The sequence below is a fragment of the Ureaplasma rhincodontis genome (assembly GCF_057537535.1).
In genome coordinates, this window is sequence record NZ_BAAKAX010000001.1 from 203,712 (window position 1) to 228,254 (window position 24,543).

Genomic DNA, 24,543 nt, shown 5'->3' on the forward strand with positions numbered 1-24,543 from the left:
GGATAACAAAATTCAAATTATAGAGATTAATAATAAAAAGCAAGTTTATTATTGAAATATTTTGTCTAATCCGCTTATATTGTATTTTTCAATTGTGTCTTTTAGTAATTTCTTATTTGGTTTTTTAAACTTAAAATCATCTGAAGAATATTCTGAAAATATATCAGTTTCAATAGTGGCTAATTCTTTACAAAGGAATGCCATTTCTTTCGAATCATTAAATTTCTTTTGAATAGAAGAACTTAAATCTGTTAAATGATTATAAATATTTTCTATTGAACCATATTCACTAATTAACTTTAGTCCTGTTTTTTCTCCAATGCCCTTAACTCCTACTAAGTTATCAGAAGCATCTCCAACTATTCCCTTGAAATCAGTTATTTGTGAAGGTTTCATATTATTTAATTCTTCAAAATTATCAGAATTGTTTATTTGAATTTGAGTTAATCCTTTTTTAATAAGATGAACTTCTACATCTTTATCAACCAGTTGAAGCATATCTTTATCAGAACTAAAAACAGAAGTTTTTATGTTTTCTTTTTTCATTATTTTGCAAAAAGAACCTATTAGATCATCGGCTTCTTTTGAATTGATACTTAATATATTAAATCCCAAATGATTTAAGTTCTCTTTAATTAATTCTAATTGAGAAACCAATGCTTCTGGCATTGGTTTTCTTCCTGCTTTATAATCATTCAATAATTTGTGTCTAAAATTTTTCTTTTGATGATCAAAAGCTATTAAACAATAATCATAATTATCGTTTTTAAATTTATAAGCAAAATTAAGCATTAATTTTAAAGCATTAACTGGTTGAAGATTATGTTCTATTGAAAATTCAGCTTGAGATAAAGTAGCATAAAATGCTCTATATACTAATGAATTTCCATCTATTACTATTGCTTTTTTCATTATTTCTTAATTTCTAATTTAGATTTAATTGAATCAAAATCTAAAGTATATTTTTTATTTTTCATTATTTCATTTTTAATGATCATTTTAGCTAAATCATTTTCTATATTTTTTTGTATTCATCTACTTAAAGGTCTAGCACCATATTCTCTGCTATAAGCTCTGTTTTTAACTATTTTAGAAACTTCATCAGTGAACTTAATTTCATATCCTTCACTATATGCTCTTAGTTCTAGATCTGTTAATAATTTTTTAGCAATTAATATAATTGATTCTTCTTCAAGTGGATTAAATAATATAACTTCATCAAATCTATTAATAAGTTCTGGTTTTAATCTAAGTTTTAAAGCATCAATAGCTTCTGCCTTTTTGTTTTCTAATATAAGTTCAGAACCTATATTTGATGTCATTATTATTATTGTGTTTTTGAAATTTATTCTTTTTCCTTGAGAATCTTTAATATGTCCTTCATCCAATATTTGTAAGAATAAATTTAAAATTTTTGGATTTGCTTTTTCTATTTCATCAAATAATAAAACAGAATATGGTTTTCTTCTAACGGCTTCTGTTAAATCACCAGCTTGTTCATAACCAACATATCCAGGAGGAGCGCCAATAAGTTTAGAAACAGAATGAGCTTCCATGTATTCAGACATATCAAATCTTATTAATGAGTTTTCATCATCAAATAAGTTTTGAGCTAATGCTTTTGCAATTTCTGTTTTACCAACACCAGTAGAACCCAAGAATAAGAAAGAACCTATTGGCTTATTTGGATTATTAATTCCAGCTCTTCCTCTTAAAACAGCATCTGAAACTAACTTAATAGCTTCATCTTGACCTTTAACTCTTGATTGAATTTGACTCTCAAGATTAAGTAATTTTTCTTGTTCTGATAATACTATTTTATTAAGTGGTATTCCTGTAGCTTTTGAAATAACCTCTCCTATTTCTTTATCTGTAACAGTATCTGATATTAAGTTATTTGAAGAATTAGTTTTTTTAATATGATTTTCAGCATCTTCTAATTTTTTAGAAAGTTCTGGAATTTTGTAATATAAAATTTCAGAAGCTTTAGCATAATCACCTGATATTTGTAATGTTTCAACTTTATTTTTATATTCATCTATTTGATTTTTTAAAACTTTAACTTTTTCTGCTTCTGATTTTTCTTTTAATCATGTTTTGTTTAATTTTTCTTCTTCTGATGTTAAATTGTTAATCTTTTTCTTTATTTCTTCTAATCTTTTTAAAGATTTTTCATCAGTTTCAGATTTTAAAGCAGCTTCTTCGGTTCTTAAATGAATAAGATTTCTTTTAAGATCATCAAGTTCTTCAGGCATTGAGTGCATTTCGGTTTGAACTTTAGCACATGCTTCGTCAATTAGGTCTATAGCTTTATCAGGCAAAAATCTATCAGATATATATCTTTGACTTAATTCAACAGCTTCTATAAGAGCAGAATCTGCTATTTTTACACCATGATATATTTCTCATTTATTTTTTAACCCTCTCATGATAGTTAAAGCCTCTTGTTTTGAAGGTTCAAGAACTAATATTTTAGACATTCTTCTTTCAAGCGCAGCGTCTTTTTCGATATTTTCTCTATATTCTTTAAGAGTAGTAGCACCAATAAGTTTTAGTTCCCCTCTGGCCATCATTGGTTTAAGAATGTTAGCAGCATCCATTGAAGATTGGTTTTTACCCATACCTACAATTTGATGAATTTCATCAATAAACAGAATTATATTTCCATTAGATTTTTTAACTTCTTTAATTATTTGATTTAATCTTTCTTCAAATTGTCCTTGAAAAGAAGCTCCAGCTATTAAAGAAGATAACGTAATTTCTCAAATTTCCTTATCTAATAAATTATCAGGAACATCCTTATTGACAATTCTTTGTGCTAAACCTTCAACAATTGCAGTTTTACCAACTCCTGGTTCTCCAATTAAAACGGGGTTGTTTTTGCTTTTTCTACTTAGAATCTCTATAATTCTTCTTATTTCAGCATCTCTACCAATTACAGGATCCATCTTATTGTTTTTAACTTCTTCGTTAAGATTTCTTCCATAAGCTTCAAGTGGTTTAAATCCTTGACCACCGGTTTGTTTAAATTCCATATTGAATCCTTTCTATTGATTGTGTTAGTTTAAATATATCATATTTTTTATAAAATTAGCACTCTTTTAAAAAAGTGCTAATTATATTTTTTTGATGTTTGTTGAGAATAAAAAGTTGAAATTTGAGTGCTTAATTTTTTTATTTAAATAAATGATTTAAAATTTAAAATTGTAATGCTTTACATAAGGAGAGCACAATGAATAAAAACCAAAAATTAGAATCTTACTATGAAGAACTTAAAAAGTACAACACTGTACAGTTAGTTTGTATTTTCATATTTTTCTTAATAATCCCTATTTTTGTAGCAGTAATATACAACATTATTGCTTCTATTAAGATTATGACTAACCAATATGATGTAAGAGAGTTAGATAATCAAAAAATAGTTTGAGGGATTCTTTCGTTATTATTATTGGGAATAATTGCAACTTTTGTATTTCAAATTAAAATTAAAAATCACTTGAATGATGAATCAAATAATGTTGTTTCAAATTCAAAAGAAGAAACAAATGATAAAGATGATTCTCAGAAACAATTAGAAGGTTAATTAAAAGAAGAAGAATCAAAAAAATAAAAGATTTAATAATACATTTTTTGATTTAATTAATCAATTAATGTATTTTTTTATATATAATTAATTACTAATTACAAAATAGAGGTATTAAATGTCTAGACAAATATTTAGAGCAGAATTTGCTCAGTCTCAATCAAGATTATTAGGCAAATCTTTCATAGTAAGTGGTTTGGGTTTCTTATTGGTTGCTGCAATAGCTGCTCTTGTTAGTTATTTTTTAAGCCATGGCAATATTATTACTTCTATTAATTCTAAAGGGTTCTATTTAGGTGGTTCTCTATTATTAATAGTTGGAATAGTTTGTTACATAATATGAAATTTTAAAAGAAATCCATTAGAAGCTAGTTGAATTTTTATTATATTTACATATTCAACTTACATAATAGGTTTTGGAGTTGGATTTGGATTAATCTTTTCACAATTTAATGGATCACAACTTGCATTCTTATTTGGTTCTACAGGTTCTCTTATATTGTTTGCTGGATTAATTGGTAGATTTGGTAAAGAGAAATTTATGAACAGTTTAGGAAAACTTATTGGAATACTATCAATCTTCTTCTTACTTGTTTCAAGTGTAACAATATTAATAATGTTATTAACACCAATGTATAATTCATCAAGATCATGATGAATGATATTAATTACTATAATAGGAACTTTCTTATCTGTTGGTTATGTGGCATTTGATGTCTACATGATAAGAAAAAAAGAAGAATTTATTAATGCTCATGGAGCAGACATAAACATGAATAAAGCTGTTGCTTTCTTTGGATTTAGATTACTGACTGATTTCTTATATGTATTTACTAAAATGGCATATTGAGCAAGATTAGCTAGTTAATAATAAAAAGCAGATGTATGTCTGCTTTTTTATTTTTTTGAACTAAATTTAACACTACTAATAGCTACAAATAACAACAACATTATAGACATTATACAACCTGAAACTATTGTCATTAGAAATCCGGTTGTCATTTTATTAAAAACACTTAAATCGTTTTCTTCTGATGGTTTGTAATCAGGTTGATTTGGTTGAGGTTCTGGTTCGCTAGGTGGAGTTGGCGGAAGTGGTTTACCATCAGGAGATGGTTGCTGATTATCTGGTTCGCTAGGTGGAGTTGGTGGCTCTGGTGGAGGAACAGGGTTTGATGATGAATTATATACTATTTGCATGCTTATAAGTTTTATAGGTTTTTCAAAAATTATTTTCTGAAGTGCTAAATCAGAAAATCTTTTATCAATAAAATGTGGAAAAAACATGTGAAATGATTTAATCATAACGTCAAAATAAACTATATTTTTTTCAATTCTAAAATTGGCTATATCTGTAATTGCAATTCAATGACTTGAAAGATCATAAACAAATTTAGAAGCATATTCATTTTTAAAATATTCATTTAATTGAGAAGCATTTATTTCTGAAAGACCATTTTTATCATTTACATAATTAGAATTTAAAGAAGTTCCAGCATAAATTTTATTAACTAAATCACGACCTCCAGCCCTAATATCTTTAATATCTGGCACATTAACTTCTTTAAAATTACTTATTGTTAAATTTGTGCCTGACTGGTAAATATCAACAAAATGATTATTTTTATTTTCAACTACAGATAATTTCAATTTCATAGTTTGTCAATTTTGATATTCAACTGCTTTTATATCTAAAATACCAACTTTTATAGGTCGTTTTTGATTAATTTTGAAAAAGAATGGCAACAATGTAAAATCTAAATATTGCAAAATTGGAGTTTGATTTGAAGTTTTTTTATGTACATCTAAATAATTAAGTTCGTTTTTTAACAATTGAAGAAATTGATAATAGTTTATCTTGTTTTGAAGATCGATATTTTTTTTAGTAAAAGAAAAATAAAGACCACCATCAAATATTTCTTTACTAGCATTCTTTATAATTATTTTTTTAGGGCTAAAAATCAAAGAAGAAGAAATTGCAAACAGTGAACTAACTATAAAGAAAAAACATATAATTTTTTTAAAATTTAATTTCATTTTTAACAAACCAAATAAAATTACTTACCCTTCTAATTTTCTTTCAAAACGTCAATAAAGACATCTTGAGGAACATCAACCGCACCTATTGATTTAAGTCTTTTCTTTCCTTCTTTTTGTTGTTCTAATAATTTTCTTTTTCTAGTTATATCACCACCATAACATTTAGCAATAACGTCTTTTCTAAATGATTTAATGGTTTCTCTAGCAATAATTTTACTTCCAATAGCCGCTTGAACTGGAACTTCGAATTGCTGTCTTGGAATAAGTTCTTTAAGTCTTTGAGTGATTAGTTTGCCTTTTCTATATGCAAAATCTTGATGACTAATGAAACTTAAGGCATCTACTTTATTTCCATTAAGCATGATATCAATTTTTGATAACTTTTCAGACCTATAACCAATTAATTCATAATCAAGTGTTGCATAACCCTTAGACAATGATTTAAGTTTGTCAAAGAAAGAATACATAATTTCAGCTAATGGCATTTCATAAACAAGTTTTCTTCTATCGGCATCTATAACTTGTAAATCAATGTAAGTTCCTCTAAATTGATGACACAATTCCATTATCGAACCAACAAAATTATTAGGTAATACTATTTCAAGTTTGACAAAAGGTTCAAATATTTTATCAATATGATTTCTATCTGGTAATTTTGAAGGATTATCTATTCAAATAGTTTCTTTATTAGTTTTAAGAACTTCGTATTGAACACTAGGAGCAGTCATAATAAGTTCTATATTGAATTCTCTACTAATTCTTTCTTTAATAACGTCCATATGTAATAAACCCAAAAAACCACAACGAATACCAAACCCAAGAGCTTGTGAAGTTTCATATTCATATTCAAGAGCAGCATCTGATAAAACAATTTTAGTCATTGCTTCTTTAAGATCTTCGTATTTACTTGTGTCAATAGGATAAAGCCCACAAAAAACCATTGGTTGTATTTTTTTATAACCAGCAAGCGCATCAGTTGCAGAACGCTCGCTTAAAGTGATAGTATCACCAACGCTAACGTCTTTAACAGTTTTAATTGCAGCAGCTACTCATCCAACTTCACCAGCAACTAATTCTTTTTTATTAGTCAATTTAGGAGTTCTTACACCGACCTCGGTAACTATGAATTCTGAATTCAAAGCCATCATTTTTATTTTGTCGCCCGGCTTTAAAACACCATCAACAATTCTGACTAAACAAATAGCACCCTTATATGAATCATAATATGAATCAAATATTAAAGCTCTTAATGGTTTAGAATCGTCAGCTTCTTTTGGAGCAGGGATAACCTTAATAATTGATTCAAGAACATCTTGAACATTTAATCCTGTCTTTGCTGATATTAATGGAGCTTCTGAGCAATCAAGACCAATAGTGTTTTCTATTTCTTTTTTAACTTTTTCAACATCAGCAGATGGAAGATCAACTTTGTTGATTACAGGTATTATTTCTAAATCATTTTCAAGAGCCAAATAAACATTAGATAAAGTTTGAGCCTCAATACCTTGTGCTGCATCTACAACCAATATAGCACCTTCACAAGCAGCTAATGATCTACTAACTTCATAAGTAAAATCAACATGTCCTGGTGTATCTATAAGATGAAAAACATAGTTTTCACCAGCTAAAGAAGTATATTTTAATTGAACAGCATTCAATTTAATAGTTATTCCTCTTTCTCTTTCAATATCCATAGAATCTAGAATTTGGGCTTTCATTTCTCTTTTTTCAAGAGAATTAGTCATTTCTATAATACGATCACTTAAAGTTGATTTACCATGATCAATATGTGCTATGATGCTAAAGTTTCTAATTTTTGATTTATTATTCATTTTAAAGTCTCTTAATAATTTCTTCAATTTTATGAGAAATTGATTTTAAATTCTCATTAAATTGTTTTTCTGAAAATTGGGGATTAATAATACTGTCACTTATAAACTTAATAGCTATGAAATTTGTTTTATTTAAATAAGCAGTTTGAGCTAAAGAAGCAGATTCCATATCAAAAACATTAACTTTTTCAAGTTCTGAATATTTTTTATAATTTCTTTGATTAATAAAAGAATCAGAAGTTCCACAAATCCCTCTTAAAGAATTGCTTTCTACTTCTTTTAACGTTTCATAAATTTTATGAATTTGATTAAATTCAAATTCATAAAATTTATTCATTCTTGGTGTTTGATTAACTTCATAACCAAAATCAATAGCATCAACATCTAAAAATTGAAATTTGTTACATAAATATGCTGATTCTTTTTTATCATAACTACCAGCAGTTCCTATGTTTAATATAAATTCAATTTCATTGAATTTATATAATAAATTGGTTAAACAAATTGTTGCGTTTGTTTTAGAAACTCCACTAAAAGCCAATATTAAATCATCATTTAAATAATAAAAAAGAGTGCTGTTAGCATGATCTTTTTTATATTTGTTCAAATCTATATTTATTTCTTCTTTTAAAGCGATTATTATTATCTTCATATGGTTTTATTATATAAGTTCAATAAGAATTAACAAGAGTTTTTTTATTCTACTAATATTTTAAATTCATCATAAAATTTCTTTTCATAAAAATTCTCATAATCTCCATTAAGCCTTATTGATCATCAAACTTGAACATCTATTCACTTTCTTTCTCTATTGTAGTTAGTTTTAGTGTTCACAATTATCTTTTCTTTTGTAGAATCTTTTAAAAATAATTTAGCAATTAAATTCTTCATATATTCATATACAGCATTATCAATGTAATTTTCTTCTAGTGTTATTTTTTGTAAATTAAAATATTTTACATAGTTTATTAAACTTCTAAAAAAAGTTTTTTTATTAATCTTATCAACCAAATTATAATGAGAATATTTTTTATTGCTCACTACATCTGTTTTGTTTGAATTTGGATCATTTTTGTTGCTTATAGATTGTGATAATGAAAAACAAGACAATACAACCCCTGAACAAAATATCAGTGTAAAAAATCCTGTAGCTATTTTGAATACAACTTTTTTATTTATCATATTTATTTAGTCCTTATAATTGAAAATTTATTTAATAATAATGATTCTGGCAACAATTCTTCTGTGAAAATTAAACGAAAACTTCCAGTATAAGAAATATTTGATTTAATAATTTTTAATCTGACTTCACCAACAGTTTTTATTGGAAAATATATTCCCTCAATTCCTTTTTCACTTAATATTAATTCTTCTTTTTCATAGTCATAGAAAGTTTTCACTCCGAAACTTAAATCGGTGCTATTGTTATTAATAAATTCTGGTTTTTTATTAATAACTAATTTTTTAAATTGATTACTTGTTTCATAGTATATTTCTATATTAACTTCATCAAATGCTTGAAAAATACTTCCAGAAGCATTTGATTTATATAATTGATTTATTTTATCGAACTTAGTTTGCTTATCTTTCATAATTGGATGAAAATAATACATAGGTGGGTTGGTAGTATTATTTGCATAAGCCTTAAAATAATCAGAAGGCAATACTTTAAATTCCATTCCATAATATTTAGACTGAACATCTTTAAAAGTAAGTTCATCTAGCAAATAATTAGCATAATATGTGGACAATGAATAATTATTCATATTACAAAAAATAAACGCAAATCAATCAAGCAATAATTGGGAAATTTGTTTTAACAATTGGTTATAAACAACCATGTCGATAGTTGGTATAAAAGAATAAACAAATTTTTGATCTTTTGATTCATTAAAGACCTTAGAATTTGAAACATCTATTTGAAATTTAGCAACCAAATCATATACATCTCCAACATGTTTATCAATAATAAATGGTATGGATTCAACTGTTGCAAATTGACTCATGAATTTAAGATTAAGAAAATTCATAGGCAAATAAAAGTCTCCTTTTATTTTCAATCTGTATTCAAAATATAAATTTCTATTCACCAATTTAGACTTATAAGAAGAATCAACCAATTCCAAAACAGTTGTTTTGTTGTTTTTTCCAACAAATTGTTTTATATACATAAAAAAACCTTTCACTTATATATATGAAGGGTTTTTTAATTTATTTAATATTTTTTATTACAAATTTATCATTTCATTCTGAAAGATAAAATTTATTATTGTGTTTTTCATCTAATATTCTTTTTATAGTATTTAAATCAAAAACAAATACTTCTTGATTAATATCATTTTCTATTAAACAATTAACTATCAAGAAATCTTTTTTGCTTAAAGAAGTTTTTTTGATAACATTATTAATTTTTATATTTACTTGTTTGTTAATTAAAGTATCAATTCTAGATTTAGTAATAATTATAGGCAACAAATCAGTTTCTCATTTAATATAATCTTCTTTGTTTTCGATTATTTGTTCATTAAGATTCAATTTAATATTATTTAATTCGTTCTTAGAAACAAATGGAATGGAAAGAATTTTATCAAGATTATGTAATAAAAAACTTCTTCTACTTTCTATTTCATCAAAAGCACCTGCTTTTATTAGATTTTCAATAACAACCTTAGATACTGATTTAGATTTAAGAGCAACTATTATTAATATAGGATTATTAAAGTTCTTTAATTCATCTTTTATTTTCATTATTTTTAATATTGTTTCTTTTCCAACAGAAACTATAGAAGATAATGGAAGAATAATGTTATTTCCTTCTAAAGAAAAACTATCAAAATTATTTTTAATACTTGGATTTTTAATATTTATTTTTTGTTCTTTTGTTTCTTTTAAATAGGCTTTGATTTCTGAATTATTAAATTGGTTATAACTCAAAAATATACAAAGCGCTTCTAAACTATAAAAGGCCTTCAAATAAGCCATTTTATAAGAAATAAGAGCATAAGCAATAGAATGGGAATGATTAAATCCATATTTAGCAAATTGAAGCATAGTTTCAAATATTTCATTAGCGGTTTCTTCTTTATAATTATTAACTATAGAAGATTTAATAAAATTTTGTTTTAATTTATTAACTTCTTTAATTTCTTTTTTAGAAATAGCTCTTCTGAAGTTATCTGAAGAAACAGAATCAAACATTGCAATAGTTTTGGTAAGCTTGATAATTTGTTCTTGATAAACAATAACTCCATAAGTAGTATCTAGAATTTCTTTAATTTCATTATTAAAATATTTAATTTTAGTTTTATCTTTTTTGTTTCTAACAAGTTCATCAATAAAACTAGAAGCCCCAGGTCTAAATAAAGCAGAAGTTAAAGAAAGATCCTCTATATTGTTAGGTTCTATTTTTTTTAGTAAATTTCTCATTCCATGAGATTCAAACTGGAATATTCCAGTTGTTTGTGCTTTTTTAAATATGGAAAAAACTTTTTCTTCATTAAGATTTATATTGTCAAGTTTTTTCGAATATCTCATTTCAACTAACTTAATAATTTTATTAATAATAGTAAGATTTCTTAAAGCTAAAATATCAATTTTAATAAGACCGAAATTTTCTAAATATTCCATAGAATATTGAACAAGTTTCTCTCCATTTGGTCCTTTTGTAGTCGGAACTCTGTTTCATATATCATCTTTAGAAATAACAATACCAGCAGCATGTATAGATATTTGTCTTGGATTATTAAGAATTTTTAAAACATATTCAAATAAATATGGATAATCATAATTTATTGAAGAAAAGAATTGATCGTTTTCAATCAATTCAATAAGTTCTTCTCTATTATCAATAGAAATTTTTTTAGAAATAAGATCGATTATTTTTTTATCAATATCAAAAATTCTTCCTACATCTCTAATAGCAGATTTTATTTTAATAGTTGAAAAAGTGATTATGTAAGAAGTTTTGTTTTCTCCATATTTTTTAAAAACAAAATTCAACAAATCATTTCTTTTTTCATCCATCACATCGATATCGATATCAGGCATTGACACTCTATCTTTGTTAAGAAATCTTTCAAATAATAAATTATATTTAATTGGATCAACTTCTGTAATTTCCAAACAAAAAGAAACTAAAGAACCAGAAGCGCTTCCTCTTCCTGGGCCTATTGTAATGTCATTTTTCTTAGCATATTTAACAAAATCACTAACTATTAAAAAATAATCAGAAAAATTTTTTTCAAAAATTACATTTAGTTCATAATCTAATCTATCTAAATATTTTTTATTATTTAATTTGTTTTCATTTAAAAAATCTAAACATAATCTTTTAATAACTATCTTTTCATCCATTTTTAAAAATGTTTTAGAAAATTGAAAAATATTTTTATCAAATTTTGGAAATTCAAAATTGATCTCTGAGATCATATTAATAAAGTTCTTTTTAGAAATTTCATCATAAGAATTTAATTCTTCTTCTGTTAAAAAACGATTTGTATTATTTATATTTTCAAGATCATCTAATAAAATTTTTTTAGCATCTCTTATGCTGTTTAAAATTTTTAAAGTTTTAGAATCATTAAAGTTTTCATATCTAACTTCATTACAAATTATATTTTTCATATGGTTGTTTTGACATACATAAAAATTATTATTATCACACTCAAAATTACCTTTTGTTCTTATGAAAAATATATTTTGCGAATCTAATATCATATTAATTGAAAAATCGATTTCTTCATTAATATGAGAAGAAATTTTAACAACTTCTTGATATCCCTTAAAGTTCTTAGCTATTAATACAAATTTGTTATTTTCTATCTCAACTTCAATTCCTACTATTGGTTTTAAATTGTTTTGAATAGCTTTTTTATAAAATTCAGCAACTCCAAACATAACATTATCATCAATTAATGAAACATATTTTTGATTATGTTTTAAAGCATAATTAATAATGTCATCAATAGATAATGTTGAATTTAAAATTGAATAATAAGATTTAACATTAAGATTAAATAATTTCATCTATATTAACCTTTCTAATTCTTTAATAACTTTTTTAAAATCTTTTCTTTCTTCTAATTTATATCCAGAAGCAAATTTATGGCCGCCTCCATTAAATTTGACAGCAACTGAGTTTACATCATATTCTCTACTTCTTAAAGAGCCTTTTCAGAAATTAGAATCTTCATCAAAATAAAGAATCGTTCAAATTTTTATCTCTTTATATCCAGCCATTAAATTTACTTTGTCACCAAATTTTTTAAGTTTGAATTTTTTGTTATCTTTTTTATTTAAAAAAATATATCCGACTCCTTTTTTGGTAATTCTTATTTTTTTAAATATTTTGTTGTTCAAAACAGATTCTTTATAAGATTTAGTATAAAGATCATTATGTACTTTTTCTTTATTAAGTCCTCTTTGCAACATTCAAGATATTGTTAAAAAAGTTTTAGAATTTACATTTGAATACATAAATCTATTTGTGTCTGTTAAGATTCCATAATATAAAATATTTAATATATTTTCATCTATTTCTAGACCTCAAAACTTAATTAAATTAACAACCATTTCTGTAGCAGAAGAGGTTTGTGGTTCGATTCATTCAATGTCACAAAACTCTTCTACTTGCAGATGATGATCAATTCTTATTGTTTTTTTACATAATCTATTTTTTTTAGAGTAAACTCTTTCTTCGTTAGCAGTATCTACAATAATTCCTAACGAATTTTTTAGAAATTTATCTACAGTTTTTTTAGTTTCTAAATTTCTAAATGTTTCTAAAAAAACATCTTCTCTAACGTCATCATAATCACAAACAATAACTTCTTTACTTTTAAAGTTTTTTTCAATAAAAAGTTTTAATCCAAAAGCAGAAGATAATGCATCTAAATCCGGGTTCGCATGAAAAAATAAAGTGATTTTGTCATGTCTTTGTATTTCATTAATAATAGTATTAAATATCTTCATCAAACACTCCTTTAAACACTTCTATTTTATTCTCTAAAGTGTTATTAAATACAGTTTCTACAAAGTCCAAACTTTCTTCTAATTTAATAGCAGTTTCTAATTTAGGTTTTGTTGTCGGTTTTTTTGGAGCAAATAAAGAACATGAATCATCGTATGGAAGAATAGATAAATCATATAAACCATATTTTCTAGACATTGTAATTATGTCTTCTTTATTAATAGCAACTAAGGGTCTTAAAACTAAATAATTTTCTATTGAAGAATTAATAACTTGCATGCTTTCAATAGTTTGTGAAGCCACTTGTCCTAAAGATTCACCAGTGGCTATAGCATCATAACCGTATTTAATACTAATTTCCTTAGCTATTCTAAAGAAATATCTTCTCATTAAAGTAATTCGATAACTTTCTTTTTCAATATGTCTTATTTCGTCTTGCAATGTGGAGAAATTGCATATAAACAATTTGTTTTTTTGTAATTTTTCATTCATAGTAATATGACTAGCGATTTTTTTAACTTTGTCTAAGGCTTTTTCAGAAGTATGAGGAGGTGTTATAAAAGTTAAAAAATCAACTTTAAGTCCTCTTTTCATCAATAATTTTGCAGCTATTGGAGAATCAATCCCTCCACTTAATAACATTAGAATCCTACCATTAGATCCTATTGGCAAACCTTTTTCACAGATTATTTTATTTGTAAAAATTATAATATTATCTTTTGAAACTTCAATATTAATTAAAAGTTCAGGATTCTTAACATCAACTTTGATTTCTTTGTTTTTTAAAATAACAGCAGCCAGTTGCAACTTAATATCAACAGATGTTAATTCAAATTCTTTAAAGCTTCTTTTTGATTCCACTTTAAAGGATTTAAAGTTATCAAAATTACAAGTTTCAAATATTTCAGATTTCAATAATTCAAAATCATTAATATCATATTCATAAGCTTCTGTTAAATATTGAATGCCAGGAACAAATTTCAATATATTTATGATTTCTTTATCATTTTTAAAATTGTATATCTTAATAAAATCATAAGTATATTTAAGTTTATAATCAAACCCATCTAGAGAATTATTAACATTTTTAACTAATGATTTAATGAATTCATTTCTATTTTTCTTTTTTAAAGTCAATTCAGAATATTTAATATATAAAATTTTATTTCTCATTCTCTAATTCTTTCATAAATCATTCAAGATCTTCTTTTGACAACTCAGGACTAATTCCGTTTTCTATAAATTTCTTATATCATTGTTCAGCTTCTTGAATTAATGGTTTGAAATTTTCTAAATTAATTGTAAAATCAACTAATTGAATTTCTCTATCTTTTATATTACATTTTCTTGGATTGATATAATCTTCTCTTTCAAGAAAAGCAATAGCAAATAAACCCTTTGTTATATTTCTTAAATAACAATAAAGACCAAGTTGCATTTTATATTCATCAGGAACCAAAACATTTCCTTTTGAATCAAATCATTTTTCTTTTTTAGTTCCTTTTGATTTAACAATTGGATGACCTTGTTCATCTTTTTGTAATTCAAACAAATTACCAACTTTTTTGTATTTAAAACTATCGATAGAAGTTGTTTTGATTTCCAACATTGGTCATACAGCATAATCTACATCTCCATCAATATTTATAGGTTCTCCATCAGGAATGCCTCCAAATATTTTAGAAACTTCTTTAAAAACATCAAATTGAACTTTAAAAGGATCATATTGTTTGAATTGAATATCTGTTAATTCTTCAACTCTATTTTTAATTAATGGTTCAATAATGTTACCAGCATCAGCTATCATTTTCTCCATTGGTTCATTATAAATATTAACCATCATCGATCAAGTTTTAACAGGTGTTGAGAAATTATTCATTCCCATTACAGCAGCAAATCTTGAACCTGTAATTTTTTTGGGTTTAAGATTTTTTTTATATTCTTCAGAAAGAACTATTCTATTGTTTTCTAATTTGAAATCTTTATTATTTATTTTTGTAAATGGCATTTTATTTCCTATCTTTAATTTGAAAGTTTTACATTAATATCTATTATTTTTGTTTTTAATTTATATTTTTCTAACAATTTAGAAATATCATAACAAAAAGCTTTTTCTTCAGAATGACCAATATCAACAATAACAATATCGTTTTCTTTTGCATCAATATATTGATGTCAACCAACATCTCCTGTTAAAAAGCAATCTACATCTTTATCAATTAGTTTATAAAGATAATCAGAACCAGAACCGGCCAACAATATTATTTTTTTAACATTTTTATTATCAAAAGAAGAATCATATTTAATAAAATCAAATGATTTTCTTAAATCATCAATAAATGACTTAAGTTGTTTTGTTTCATCTAATTCAAATGAAACAGCATATCTATCTTCAGTTGGTTTTATATCAAAATCTTTTATTTTCTTACTTACATTATAAGATGTTCCAAATTTATAAGCATCATAACAAGTATGCAAAGAAATGTGAGTTATTTTGTGTTCTTTAAGCTTGTTGAATAATTCAATATTTTTTTTGTTTTTTTCTTCTGATTTAAACAAATTCAAAAACAAAGGGTGATGAGTTATTATCACATTAGAATTATTTAATATTGCTTCATTAACAAGATTAGATGTTAAATCTAAAGATATTAAGACATTTGAAACCTCTTCATTTAAATTATCAAATTCATTATTAATTCCACAAATATCTCAATCTTCTTTATTATCAAATTTATATAATTTGTCTAATAAATTAACAAGCTCTTTTTTAATCATTTTTAATTACCTATATTTAATATATGTATTATTATTAAATTTCTTTATATTAATTATATATTTATTTAATTTGTTAATAAATAATAGAACTTTTATTTATAGGATTACTAAAAGCAACACCTATCAATTGAACCTTATTTTTCTTTAAAGCAATACTCAATAAAGATGATGCTACATCGAATACATTGTCATACAAATGTATTTTTTTAGATTTGTTTATAGTTTGATTATGTTCATTTTTAAAATAAACATTTATAGTTTCATAAAACAAATTTTTATCTTTTGTTTTATATAAAAGAACATTTATTATTTCAAATAATTTTTCTTCTACTATTTCAAAACTTATTTGTAAGTTGCTAAATCTATGAGATATACCAACTTGTTTGTTAATAGAATCAGGTTCAATAATATTTGAACCTTGACCTTTAAGTTCTGATAATATTTTAAGAAATTTATTTCCTAAAATATTAGTTGATTTTGATAAATCTTTGAGAAGATCCTTAACATAAAATATGTTTTCGTCATTAAGAATCTTAATACTTTTCTTTCCTAAATATAAAAGTTTAGAAACATCCAAATTATAAACCTTTGCTTCTATCTCTTCTTTAAATAAAGTGCTTATAGAATTTGGTTTTTTAAGTTCGCTAGCGATTTTTGCTAAATACTTTGTGTTTGCTATTCCGATAGATAAGCTAAGTCCTAATCTTTTTTTAACAACCTCTTTAATCTTTGTAGCTAATAATACAGGATTGTCATGATGTTGTTTTAAGTGTTTAGTAACGTCAATAAAACATTCATCAATTGACATAGTTTCAATTTCGAAATTAAAATGCTCTCTTAAAAGATTAAAGAAGGAAATTGAAAACTGAGAATACAAATCATAATTAGGATTTACAATTCTAAGATCTTTACATAATTCTAATGCTTCTCCAACTTGCATGGCAGATTTGACATTATATTTTCTTGCTATGTAATTAGAAGTAGAGATGATGCTTGACTTGGAATTATCAGAAATGACAAATGGAATGTTTTTAAGTGATGGGTTTAGATTTTCTTCAACTGAGGCAAAAAAAGCATCTAAATCTAAATGCATTATTATTTTCATTTTTTAAAATAACCAAAATATTCTTGGTTTTCTTTCTTCTTACCTAAAACTTCTGTTTTGTAAGTATCTATAAGTTCTAAATTATATTCTTTAGATATATTAAAAATATTTTTAATAATTTTTTCTATATCTTTTTCATTTTTTATTTTTCCTTTGAAATTTTTTATTTTAATATTATCAATTTCAAATTGAGGTTTTATAAGAAATAAAAAATGTACATTTTCTTTAATAAGTTTTTTAACAGATTCAAATACATGTTTTAAGGAAATAAAAGAAACATCACACAGGACTATATTTATATCTTTATCAAACTCAATATTAGGAATTGTTTTTAAATTAGTGTTTGATAAATCTAATGTTCTTTTGTCATCTTTAATTTTTTTGTCTAGTTGATCAGTTCCTACATCTAAACAATAAACAAACAAAGCTCCGTTTTGTAAACTAAAATCACTAAAACCACCAGTTGAAGCTCCTATATCTAAAACAACATTATTTTTAAATTCAAATTTTAATAAATGTTTAATGCTATTTAATTTATCTCCAGCTCTTGATACAAATTCTGGTTTTTTTATTATTTCAACATTATCATTAGAACTAATTTCTTGATTAGACTTATTAACTACTTCATTATTAACAATCACAAGATTTCTTTTAATCAAATCTTGTGCTTGAGATCTACTTCTTGTTAAATTATTTGTAGTTAAATAAATATCTAATCTCATAAATTACCTTAATAAATTTAATAATGAATTAGTTTAATTTTATAATGTTAAATGGACAATGAGGAAATAATGAACAAACCCATCATAAACATAGTGTTATATGAACCAGAAATAGTAGGAAACACAGGAAACATCATAAGAAACTGTGTTGCTTTTGATTCACAATTACACCTTATAAGACCTTATGGTTTTTTATTAAAAGACAAGTTCATAAAAAGAAGTTCAACAAATCACTTAGACACTCATAGAATTCATGAGTATGATGATTGAACTGATTTTATGAAAAAAAATAAAAAGAAAAACAATCATTTTTTCTTTTATACTAAAAGAGCAAAAAAAGATCCTTCTAAATTCGATTATTCAAATTTAGAAGCCGACAATATATTTTTAGTGTTTGGTAAAGAGTCTACAGGAATTCCTAAAAGCATCTTAGAAGATAATAAAGATACTTTAGTTAGAATTCCTATGACTAAAGATATGATTAGTTTAAATATAAGCAATACAGTATCTATAGCCACTTATGAAGTTCTAAAACAATTTGATTTCTTTGATTTAGATAAAGAATATAAAAATGACAATGAAGAAGAAAAGATTTTCTAATTCATTGTTTTTTTATTATTTGGTCAAAAAAAATTATTTTAGTTCACAAAAAAAGTTAATTTATTAAAAACAAATTAACTTATTGAATATTTCTCTTAAAAAAATACAATATTTAACAGAAAGGAAAGTAAATCCTTGAATTTTATAGGATGATTATCATTTAATCAATAATTTGAAAATAATTATTCAGTTAAAAAATAAAAAACCTAAGTTGAAAGGATTTACTTTCTACATTTAATTTTATCATATAAAATATTTTTTTAAAAATAAATAATTGTAATATTATTTATTCATCTTAAAAAATTTTCAGAGTTTGAAATATAAATTAAAGAAAACATAATTTCTTACGTATTTAGTATATGAGGTTAGATACAAACATTTAATTTGTGTCTAGCCTCAAATAATAGAAGAAGATTATATTTAAGTCACTCATGCTCTTATTATTAATCAAATACAAACAAACTCCAAACAGCTAGATATAACCCATGATTTAAAAGATTGTGGGTTTTGTTTTTTCAATAAAGATTACATTAAAAAAACCATCTTAATGACGGTTTTTTATTTATATTATTTAGAAGGTCATTTAATTATATTTTGATCTACTCATTTAGTAAACTTAGAAGTTTCTAAATTTCTTTCATAGTATCTCTTTTGAACATTAAATAATTCTTCTTCTTTTTCAATAATTATTTCATCAATTTTTAGAGCTTCATCAGTATTTGATTTATTCTCTTTTTCAAATTTAATTAATTTATCATTTAATGAAATAATATCTTTATTTAGATTAATCATAAGTTCATAATCTGTTTTATTTTCTTCAGATAAATCTTTTGTTCTTAAGTAGAATTCTTTATTTTCATCTAAATCATATTGTTCCAGATTTTTATTTTCAATAAATGAATTTTCTTTAAGTTCTATATTCAGTTTTTTCAATCTTCTCTTGTTTACTTCATACAAGATAATTCCACCAGCTATTATTACTACAAATAGAGGTAAACATATCTCTAAGAATACATAATAAGCTTCTTGTCCCGGATATAATTCAGGAGCAGCTGGTAAATAAGTAGCAAATAATGCAAACAATGTAGAAGCTAATGCAAATCCAGCAATAAGAACTTGTAATCATTTTCATTTAACTTTGAATTCTTTTCTAAGATGTGAAGCTTTGAAAATGAATTTAAAGTATGAAAGTAAGAATATTGTATATCCAACAAAGTATGAAGATACTTGCATAACTACATTACTAATAAATGCAGTATTAGACATAGAAGCAGGAGTTCCTGAAGCCACTGGTTTGTAACCAGCAATTGTGACTATTTCATTCATCGCTTTGTTGTATTCTTCTGTAGTTGGAATTCTAGGAGGAATAACAGTACCATTTGCTTCAGTTGTACCATGTAATATATGATCGAATTTTTCGACAATTCCTGTTATTTGAATTCCTGCATTTGCATTTTGAGTTAAGACGCCAGTTTTTGGGTCTTTAATTCAACCTTGCATAGCATCTGCCATTGTCATGTTTTGATAAACTAATAATTTATCAGGAACAAATATAAATACAGCAAATAATATTATTAAGAATATTCCAACTACCATTGTTAGATTTACATAAACTCCGTTTTTATTTCTTCTTGTAATGAAGTTTGGAGCATGTACTTTTTCAACAGAATAAGCCAAATTAGTTTCTAAATTAGTTGTTCAAACACATGCTTCAACAAATGTTCCAATACCTAATAATAAACTAAAGAATCTTATTCCACCATATAAAGCGTTGTTTGATCCTTGTCCTACAAAACCACCAGTAACTGATGTTACACCAGCATTATCGCCAGCATATCCACTTGCATTAGAACCATTGACAAACATACTTAACATTACTTTAGCAGCATCAGGCCCAGTAGTAATACCCTGAGCGTTGCTTCCTAATATAGCCGTTAATTGTTCTGGTGTTGCATTGTTTAGTTGTTCATAAGCGTCTGCTAATGATTTAAAAGTATGTTGATTAACATGAACTTCACCCACAGACATACTAAACATCATGTATTGAATAATACCGCCAGTAAATGATAACGTTTCAGTTGGAACAGTCATGGATATAAAGATTGATCCAAATACAGCACATAGAAGAGCTACTCCAACAACTATACTAATACCTCTAGTATATGATTTTGAAGGGTTTTTCATTCTGTTAGCAGTTACGGCTGTTAGTTCAACACCATGAACAGAAAACATAAATGCCATAAATGAAGCCATTACAACAGCTGATTTGAATTGTTTAGATAATTCAAATGAAGAGCCAAATTGTTCTAAACTCAAGTGAGCATCTTTTTGAAAAGATTCACCAATTATTCCTAATGGGTTTTTCATTGTTGCTATTGTATAAACAGCAAATGCAGAAACTATAAAGAATGGTAATAATACACCTATTACAACCCCTATTTCTCCAAATCTATGAACTCTTTTTTGACCCAATAAAGATAATCCTAAAATAAGCACTAATGCTAAAACAGCAAACCCGAACATTCCGCCAGATCCTCTAGAATCTGTATAATGTGAAGATAGATTAACTGATGTTGGAGCATTCAATACTGTCCCTAACTTTAATGAGTTAAAAAAGTCATAACCGGCGTTTCCACCTAAAGCAAAACCTCAAGAGGTTAAACTAAATAAGATCATAGCTAAAAAGCCTATTGCTACTTGAAATTGTATTCAAGTAACTAGAAAACCTAATCTAGGTCCAACCATATTTCTAACTCAAGTAAAAATACCACCTTTAGTTCAACCCTTTACAGTGGCCATTTCGGCTGCTGCAATAGCTAAAGGTAAAAATCAACACATAGCAGTGACAAAAGCAAATATAATTGCTATTCATCCAGCAGTTGATAAAGAAGGATAAGTATAAAAAGCTACAATAGCAGAAGATGCTATTAATACAAAAGCAAAAGTAGAAATTTTTTTGTTTTTTGCTAGTTTTTTATTAATTAGTTTTTCTTTTAATTTTAAATCAACCATTTTTTCTCTCCTTTCGATTTTCATATAAAACATAAAATATTATATATTTAAAAATATTTAAAATTGTAAAAAAGACATTTTGATTTTTTTAAATAATTGTAGATATATTGTAATAATATATATACTTTATATTAGGTAAATAAAAAAGTGAGAAAAAATGGGTAGATTAAGACACGATAACACTGCAAAAGATTATTTATTAACTAAAAGCAAATATTTTTTAGATTTAGAAAAATCAAATTCAAAAATAAATAATTATTTCAAAAACAACAAAAAGCTTTTTATAGAAATAGGTATGGGCAAAGGAGACTTTATAATAAAGAACTCAATTGCTCATTCTGATATCAATTATGTAGGAATTGAAAAATTTGAAACTGTAATTGCAAAAGCCTCTAAAAAAATTGAAGAAAAAGAAATAAAAAATTTAATATTAACTAGCATGGATGCTAAGAATATAAATTCTTATTTTGATAATCATTCTGTTGATCATCTTTTCTTAAATTTTTCAGATCCATGACCAAAGAAAAAACATGAATCAAGAAGATTGGTTCATCCTATTTTTCTTAATAAATATTTTGATTTATTAAAGGAAAATTCTTTAATAGAATTTAAAACAGATAATGATAAATTATTTAACTGATTTATAGAAGAAATTGTTATCCAAAACAAAAGTAGTTTTGATATAAAATTTTTAACTACTGACTTATACAAAGAACTCGAAGAAAACCCCAATATAGAAAATTTTGCAACTGAATATGAAACTAGATTTGTTAATTTAAATAAGAATATTAATAAAATTAGTTTCATATATAAAAAGAAGATTAAAATCGATAAATAATCATAGTAAAATTTATATATAAGTATTAATAAATTTAACCCAAAAAATCTATTTTTAAAAATATATTAATTTTGTGGGTTTTAGTTTATAATATTTATTGTGTTCCAAAAGGAAGAGAAAAATTTGGTGCCATAGCCAAGCTGGTAAGGCCAGGAGCTGCAACCTCCTTATCGTCAGTTCGAGTCTGACTGGCACCTCCATTATGCATCCTTAGCTCAATTGGATAGAGCATCTGACTACGGATCAGAAGGTTAAGGGTTCGACTCCTTTAGGGTGCGCCAATATTCGGGAAGTAGCTTAGCTTGGCAGAGCGCTTGCTTTGGGAGCAAGAGGTCGCAGGTTCAAATCCTGTCTTCCCGACCATGGCTGGATAGCTCAATTGGTTAGAGCACTCGGCTCATACTCGAGAGGTTCGGAGTTCGACTCTCCGTCCCGCCACCACGCTTCCATAGCTCAATTTGGTTAGAGCCCCCGACTCATAATCGGTAGGTTACAGGTTCAAGTCCTGTTGGAAGCACCAAATTACCAAAAACATTAGGAAGATTACCCAAGTCCGGCTGAAGGGATCGGTCTTGAAAACCGAGAGGTGGGGAAACCCACGCGGGGGTTCGAATCCCTCATCTTCCGCCATTTATTTATAGCAATCTATTGATTGCTTTTCTCGCGGGTTAGAGCAGTTTGGTAGCTCGTCAGGCTCATAATCTGAAGGTCAGTGGTTCAAATCCATTACCCGCAACCATTAGGTCCTGTAGTGTAGTGATTAACATGCCTCTCTGTCACAGAGGAGATCGCGGGTTTGACTCCCGTCAGGACCGCCATTATAGGCTTCGTAGCTCAGTCGGTAGAGCAACGGTCTGAAGAACCGTGTGTCGGCAGTTCGATTCTGCCCGAAGCCACCATATATAATTTACCCGCCAATGGTGGGTTTTTATTTTGCTTTTATGAATATATATAGTAAAATATTAAAGTTATATGTATATAAAGATATTTATATATGTATAAGTATTACCGCATTTGGAAAGTTAACTATGTTTTATGCATAGTACTTATCTGAAGCGAGTTTCTAGAAAGGTTAAAAATGTTCGCAATTTTTCTAACTGGTGGAAAACAATATAAAGTCCAAAAAGGTGACATAATTTATGTTGAAAAACTAGATCAAGAAGCAGGCAAGGAAGTTACTTTTGATAAAGTATTAATGATTGATTCAGAAATTGGAAGTCCATACTTAAAATCAGCTAAAGTTGTAGCTGAAATTGAAAAACATGGAAAACAAAAGAAAATACGTGTTGTTAAATTCCAATCTAAAAAACATCATCATAAAAGACAAGGTCATAGACAACCTTACACAAAATTAGTTATCAAATCAATTAACAAATAATGATTAAAATTAATTTTTACAAAAATGGATTCCAAGTTTCTGGTCATGCTGAATTTGATGAATATGGAAAAGATATTTTATGTTCAGCAGTAAGTGCAATCATTATTGGTTCTCTTAATTGATTTGATACTGATAAAGTAAACATATCTGTTTTAAAAAACGAAATTAAATTGATATCTAATCTTGAAGATAATAATTCTTTACATTTAATTGAACTTGTAAAGGTTCAAATTAAATCATTAGATTTAATTAAACATAAGGATTACATAATGTTTAATGAATTTAAAGAAATAATTAGAAAGGACAAAAATGAAAAACAATAAATTAGTTTTTATAACTGACCTTCAATACTTTGCTTCTAAAAAAGGGGTTGGTTCAACTAAAAATGGTCGTGATTCAAACCCTAAATATTTAGGAGCTAAATTAGGTGATGGTCAAAGCACTAAAGCTGGTCAAATTATTTATCGTCAAAGAGGTAATAGAATTTACCCCGGCGAAAATGTAGGACAAGGTAAAGATCATACATTATTCGCTTTAAAAGATGGTGTTGTAAAATACACAAGATTTAAAGACGATAAAAGAAAAGTTAGTGTTATCACTACTAAATAATCATAAAGTGGCTTAAACCACTTTTTTTATTGCCTTAAACATAATCAATATTAATGAACATAATTAATTTTGATATTAAAA

At 25.6% G+C, this 24,543-nt stretch carries 22 protein-coding genes and 9 tRNA genes; 16 read left to right on the plus strand and 15 right to left on the minus strand.

The genetic code is table 4. The features are described from left to right. Positions 1-48: 48 nt before the first annotated feature. Positions 49-912 carry a 5'-3' exonuclease gene (locus tag AC27EK_RS00925; RefSeq protein ID WP_487231490.1) on the minus strand — a complete coding sequence of 288 codons (864 nt, stop codon included), beginning with the start codon at positions 910-912 and terminating at the stop codon, positions 49-51. Further along, positions 912-3,035, minus strand: coding sequence for an ATP-dependent Clp protease ATP-binding subunit (locus AC27EK_RS00930; RefSeq protein WP_487231491.1), 2,124 nt, complete (start codon positions 3,033-3,035; stop codon positions 912-914). Before AC27EK_RS00930 ends, AC27EK_RS00925 begins: the two co-directional genes overlap by 1 nt. 197 nt (positions 3,036-3,232) lie before the next feature. Here AC27EK_RS00930 and AC27EK_RS00935 point away from each other — a divergent pair, with 197 nt between their 5' ends. Beyond that, positions 3,233-3,583 carry a hypothetical protein gene (locus tag AC27EK_RS00935; RefSeq protein WP_487231492.1) on the plus strand — a complete coding sequence of 117 codons (351 nt, stop codon included), beginning with the start codon at positions 3,233-3,235 and terminating at the stop codon, positions 3,581-3,583. 118 nt (positions 3,584-3,701) lie between these two features. After that, positions 3,702-4,451, plus strand: coding sequence for a Bax inhibitor-1 family protein (locus AC27EK_RS00940; protein ID WP_487231493.1), 750 nt, complete (start codon positions 3,702-3,704; stop codon positions 4,449-4,451). Between the two features lie 29 nt (positions 4,452-4,480). On the opposite strand, the gene AC27EK_RS00945 is transcribed toward AC27EK_RS00940, so the two are convergent. From AC27EK_RS00945 to AC27EK_RS01000, 12 genes are all read right to left on the minus strand, one after another. Next, entirely contained in the window at positions 4,481-5,620 is a 1,140-nt protein-coding gene (locus AC27EK_RS00945; RefSeq protein ID WP_487231494.1) for a hypothetical protein, read from the minus strand. 32 nt (positions 5,621-5,652) lie between these two features. Then, positions 5,653-7,455 carry a translation elongation factor 4 gene (gene lepA / locus AC27EK_RS00950; RefSeq protein ID WP_487231495.1) on the minus strand — a complete coding sequence of 601 codons (1,803 nt, stop codon included), beginning with the start codon at positions 7,453-7,455 and terminating at the stop codon, positions 5,653-5,655. Between the two features lies 1 nt (position 7,456). Further along, positions 7,457-8,107, minus strand: coding sequence for a 5'-methylthioadenosine/S-adenosylhomocysteine nucleosidase (locus tag AC27EK_RS00955; RefSeq protein ID WP_487231496.1), 651 nt, complete (start codon positions 8,105-8,107; stop codon positions 7,457-7,459). Between the two features lie 44 nt (positions 8,108-8,151). Further along, positions 8,152-8,637: a hypothetical protein gene (locus AC27EK_RS00960; protein ID WP_487231497.1), complete on the minus strand. Its 486-nt coding sequence runs from the start codon at positions 8,635-8,637 to the stop codon at positions 8,152-8,154. Positions 8,638-8,639: 2 nt separating this feature from the next. Further along, positions 8,640-9,626, minus strand: a complete 987-nt coding sequence (locus tag AC27EK_RS00965; protein ID WP_487231498.1) for a hypothetical protein — start codon at positions 9,624-9,626, stop codon at positions 8,640-8,642. A 40-nt stretch (positions 9,627-9,666) separates the two neighbouring features. Further along, positions 9,667-12,480, minus strand: coding sequence for a DNA polymerase III subunit alpha (gene dnaE / locus AC27EK_RS00970; RefSeq protein WP_487231499.1), 2,814 nt, complete (start codon positions 12,478-12,480; stop codon positions 9,667-9,669). Then, the gene (locus AC27EK_RS00975) at positions 12,481-13,425 is read right to left on the minus strand and encodes a DHH family phosphoesterase (protein ID WP_487231500.1); all 945 of its coding nucleotides are present in this window, start codon (positions 13,423-13,425) and stop codon (positions 12,481-12,483) included. It abuts the gene before it with no gap. Further along, on the minus strand, positions 13,412-14,596 hold the full coding sequence (gene thiI, locus AC27EK_RS00980) for a tRNA uracil 4-sulfurtransferase ThiI (protein WP_487231501.1): 1,185 nt from the start codon (positions 14,594-14,596) through the stop codon (positions 13,412-13,414). The genes AC27EK_RS00975 and thiI overlap by 14 nt, the downstream gene beginning before the upstream one ends. Continuing rightward, positions 14,586-15,431, minus strand: a complete 846-nt coding sequence (locus AC27EK_RS00985; protein WP_487231502.1) for an MPN551 family DNA-binding protein — start codon at positions 15,429-15,431, stop codon at positions 14,586-14,588. The genes thiI and AC27EK_RS00985 overlap by 11 nt, the downstream gene beginning before the upstream one ends. A gap of 14 nt (positions 15,432-15,445) precedes the next feature. Next, the gene (locus tag AC27EK_RS00990) at positions 15,446-16,198 is read right to left on the minus strand and encodes a Nif3-like dinuclear metal center hexameric protein (protein WP_487231503.1); all 753 of its coding nucleotides are present in this window, start codon (positions 16,196-16,198) and stop codon (positions 15,446-15,448) included. A gap of 73 nt (positions 16,199-16,271) precedes the next feature. After that, positions 16,272-17,303 carry a Y-family DNA polymerase gene (locus AC27EK_RS00995; RefSeq protein WP_487231504.1) on the minus strand — a complete coding sequence of 344 codons (1,032 nt, stop codon included), beginning with the start codon at positions 17,301-17,303 and terminating at the stop codon, positions 16,272-16,274. After that, positions 17,294-18,025 carry a TlyA family RNA methyltransferase gene (locus tag AC27EK_RS01000; RefSeq protein WP_487231505.1) on the minus strand — a complete coding sequence of 244 codons (732 nt, stop codon included), beginning with the start codon at positions 18,023-18,025 and terminating at the stop codon, positions 17,294-17,296. Before AC27EK_RS01000 ends, AC27EK_RS00995 begins: the two co-directional genes overlap by 10 nt. Positions 18,026-18,094: 69 nt before the next feature. On the opposite strand from AC27EK_RS01000, the gene AC27EK_RS01005 reads away from it, so the two are divergent. Further along, a complete protein-coding gene (locus AC27EK_RS01005) occupies positions 18,095-18,625 on the plus strand; it encodes a tRNA (cytidine(34)-2'-O)-methyltransferase (RefSeq protein ID WP_487231506.1) in 531 nt (176 codons plus the stop codon). 567 nt (positions 18,626-19,192) lie between these two features. Here the strand turns inward: AC27EK_RS01005 and AC27EK_RS01010 are convergent. Next, positions 19,193-21,637 (minus strand): amino acid permease, encoded by a 2,445-nt coding sequence (locus tag AC27EK_RS01010; RefSeq protein WP_487231507.1) that lies wholly within the window; start codon positions 21,635-21,637, stop codon positions 19,193-19,195. A 157-nt stretch (positions 21,638-21,794) separates the two neighbouring features. Here AC27EK_RS01010 and trmB point away from each other — a divergent pair, with 157 nt between their 5' ends. The 13 genes from trmB to rpmA all read left to right on the plus strand — a co-directional run bounded on the left by trmB (position 21,795) and on the right by rpmA (position 24,462). Next, complete coding sequence (gene trmB, locus AC27EK_RS01015) at positions 21,795-22,475, plus strand: tRNA (guanosine(46)-N7)-methyltransferase TrmB (RefSeq protein WP_487231508.1); 681 nt, start codon at positions 21,795-21,797, stop codon at positions 22,473-22,475. 125 nt (positions 22,476-22,600) lie between these two features. Next, positions 22,601-22,675 (plus strand) — tRNA-Cys (locus AC27EK_RS01020). A gap of 4 nt (positions 22,676-22,679) precedes the next feature. After that, a tRNA-Arg gene (locus AC27EK_RS01025) sits at positions 22,680-22,756 on the plus strand. Between the two features lie 5 nt (positions 22,757-22,761). Then, positions 22,762-22,838, plus strand: a tRNA-Pro gene (locus AC27EK_RS01030). Position 22,839: 1 nt separating this feature from the next. Then, positions 22,840-22,916 (plus strand) — tRNA-Met (locus AC27EK_RS01035). A 1-nt stretch (position 22,917) separates the two neighbouring features. Continuing rightward, positions 22,918-22,995 (plus strand) — tRNA-Ile (locus tag AC27EK_RS01040). Positions 22,996-23,012: 17 nt separating this feature from the next. Beyond that, positions 23,013-23,105: transfer RNA gene (locus AC27EK_RS01045), tRNA-Ser, on the plus strand. 32 nt (positions 23,106-23,137) lie between these two features. After that, positions 23,138-23,214, plus strand: a tRNA-Met gene (locus tag AC27EK_RS01050). Positions 23,215-23,217: 3 nt separating this feature from the next. Continuing rightward, a tRNA-Asp gene (locus tag AC27EK_RS01055) sits at positions 23,218-23,293 on the plus strand. Positions 23,294-23,298: 5 nt separating this feature from the next. Further along, positions 23,299-23,374: transfer RNA gene (locus AC27EK_RS01060), tRNA-Phe, on the plus strand. A gap of 179 nt (positions 23,375-23,553) precedes the next feature. Next, the gene (gene rplU / locus AC27EK_RS01065) at positions 23,554-23,853 is read left to right on the plus strand and encodes a 50S ribosomal protein L21 (RefSeq protein ID WP_487231509.1); all 300 of its coding nucleotides are present in this window, start codon (positions 23,554-23,556) and stop codon (positions 23,851-23,853) included. Then, positions 23,853-24,176 (plus strand): ribosomal-processing cysteine protease Prp, encoded by a 324-nt coding sequence (locus AC27EK_RS01070; protein WP_487231510.1) that lies wholly within the window; start codon positions 23,853-23,855, stop codon positions 24,174-24,176. Before rplU ends, AC27EK_RS01070 begins: the two co-directional genes overlap by 1 nt. Next, positions 24,163-24,462 (plus strand): 50S ribosomal protein L27, encoded by a 300-nt coding sequence (gene rpmA / locus AC27EK_RS01075; protein ID WP_487231511.1) that lies wholly within the window; start codon positions 24,163-24,165, stop codon positions 24,460-24,462. Before AC27EK_RS01070 ends, rpmA begins: the two co-directional genes overlap by 14 nt. Positions 24,463-24,543: the final 81 nt, after the last annotated feature.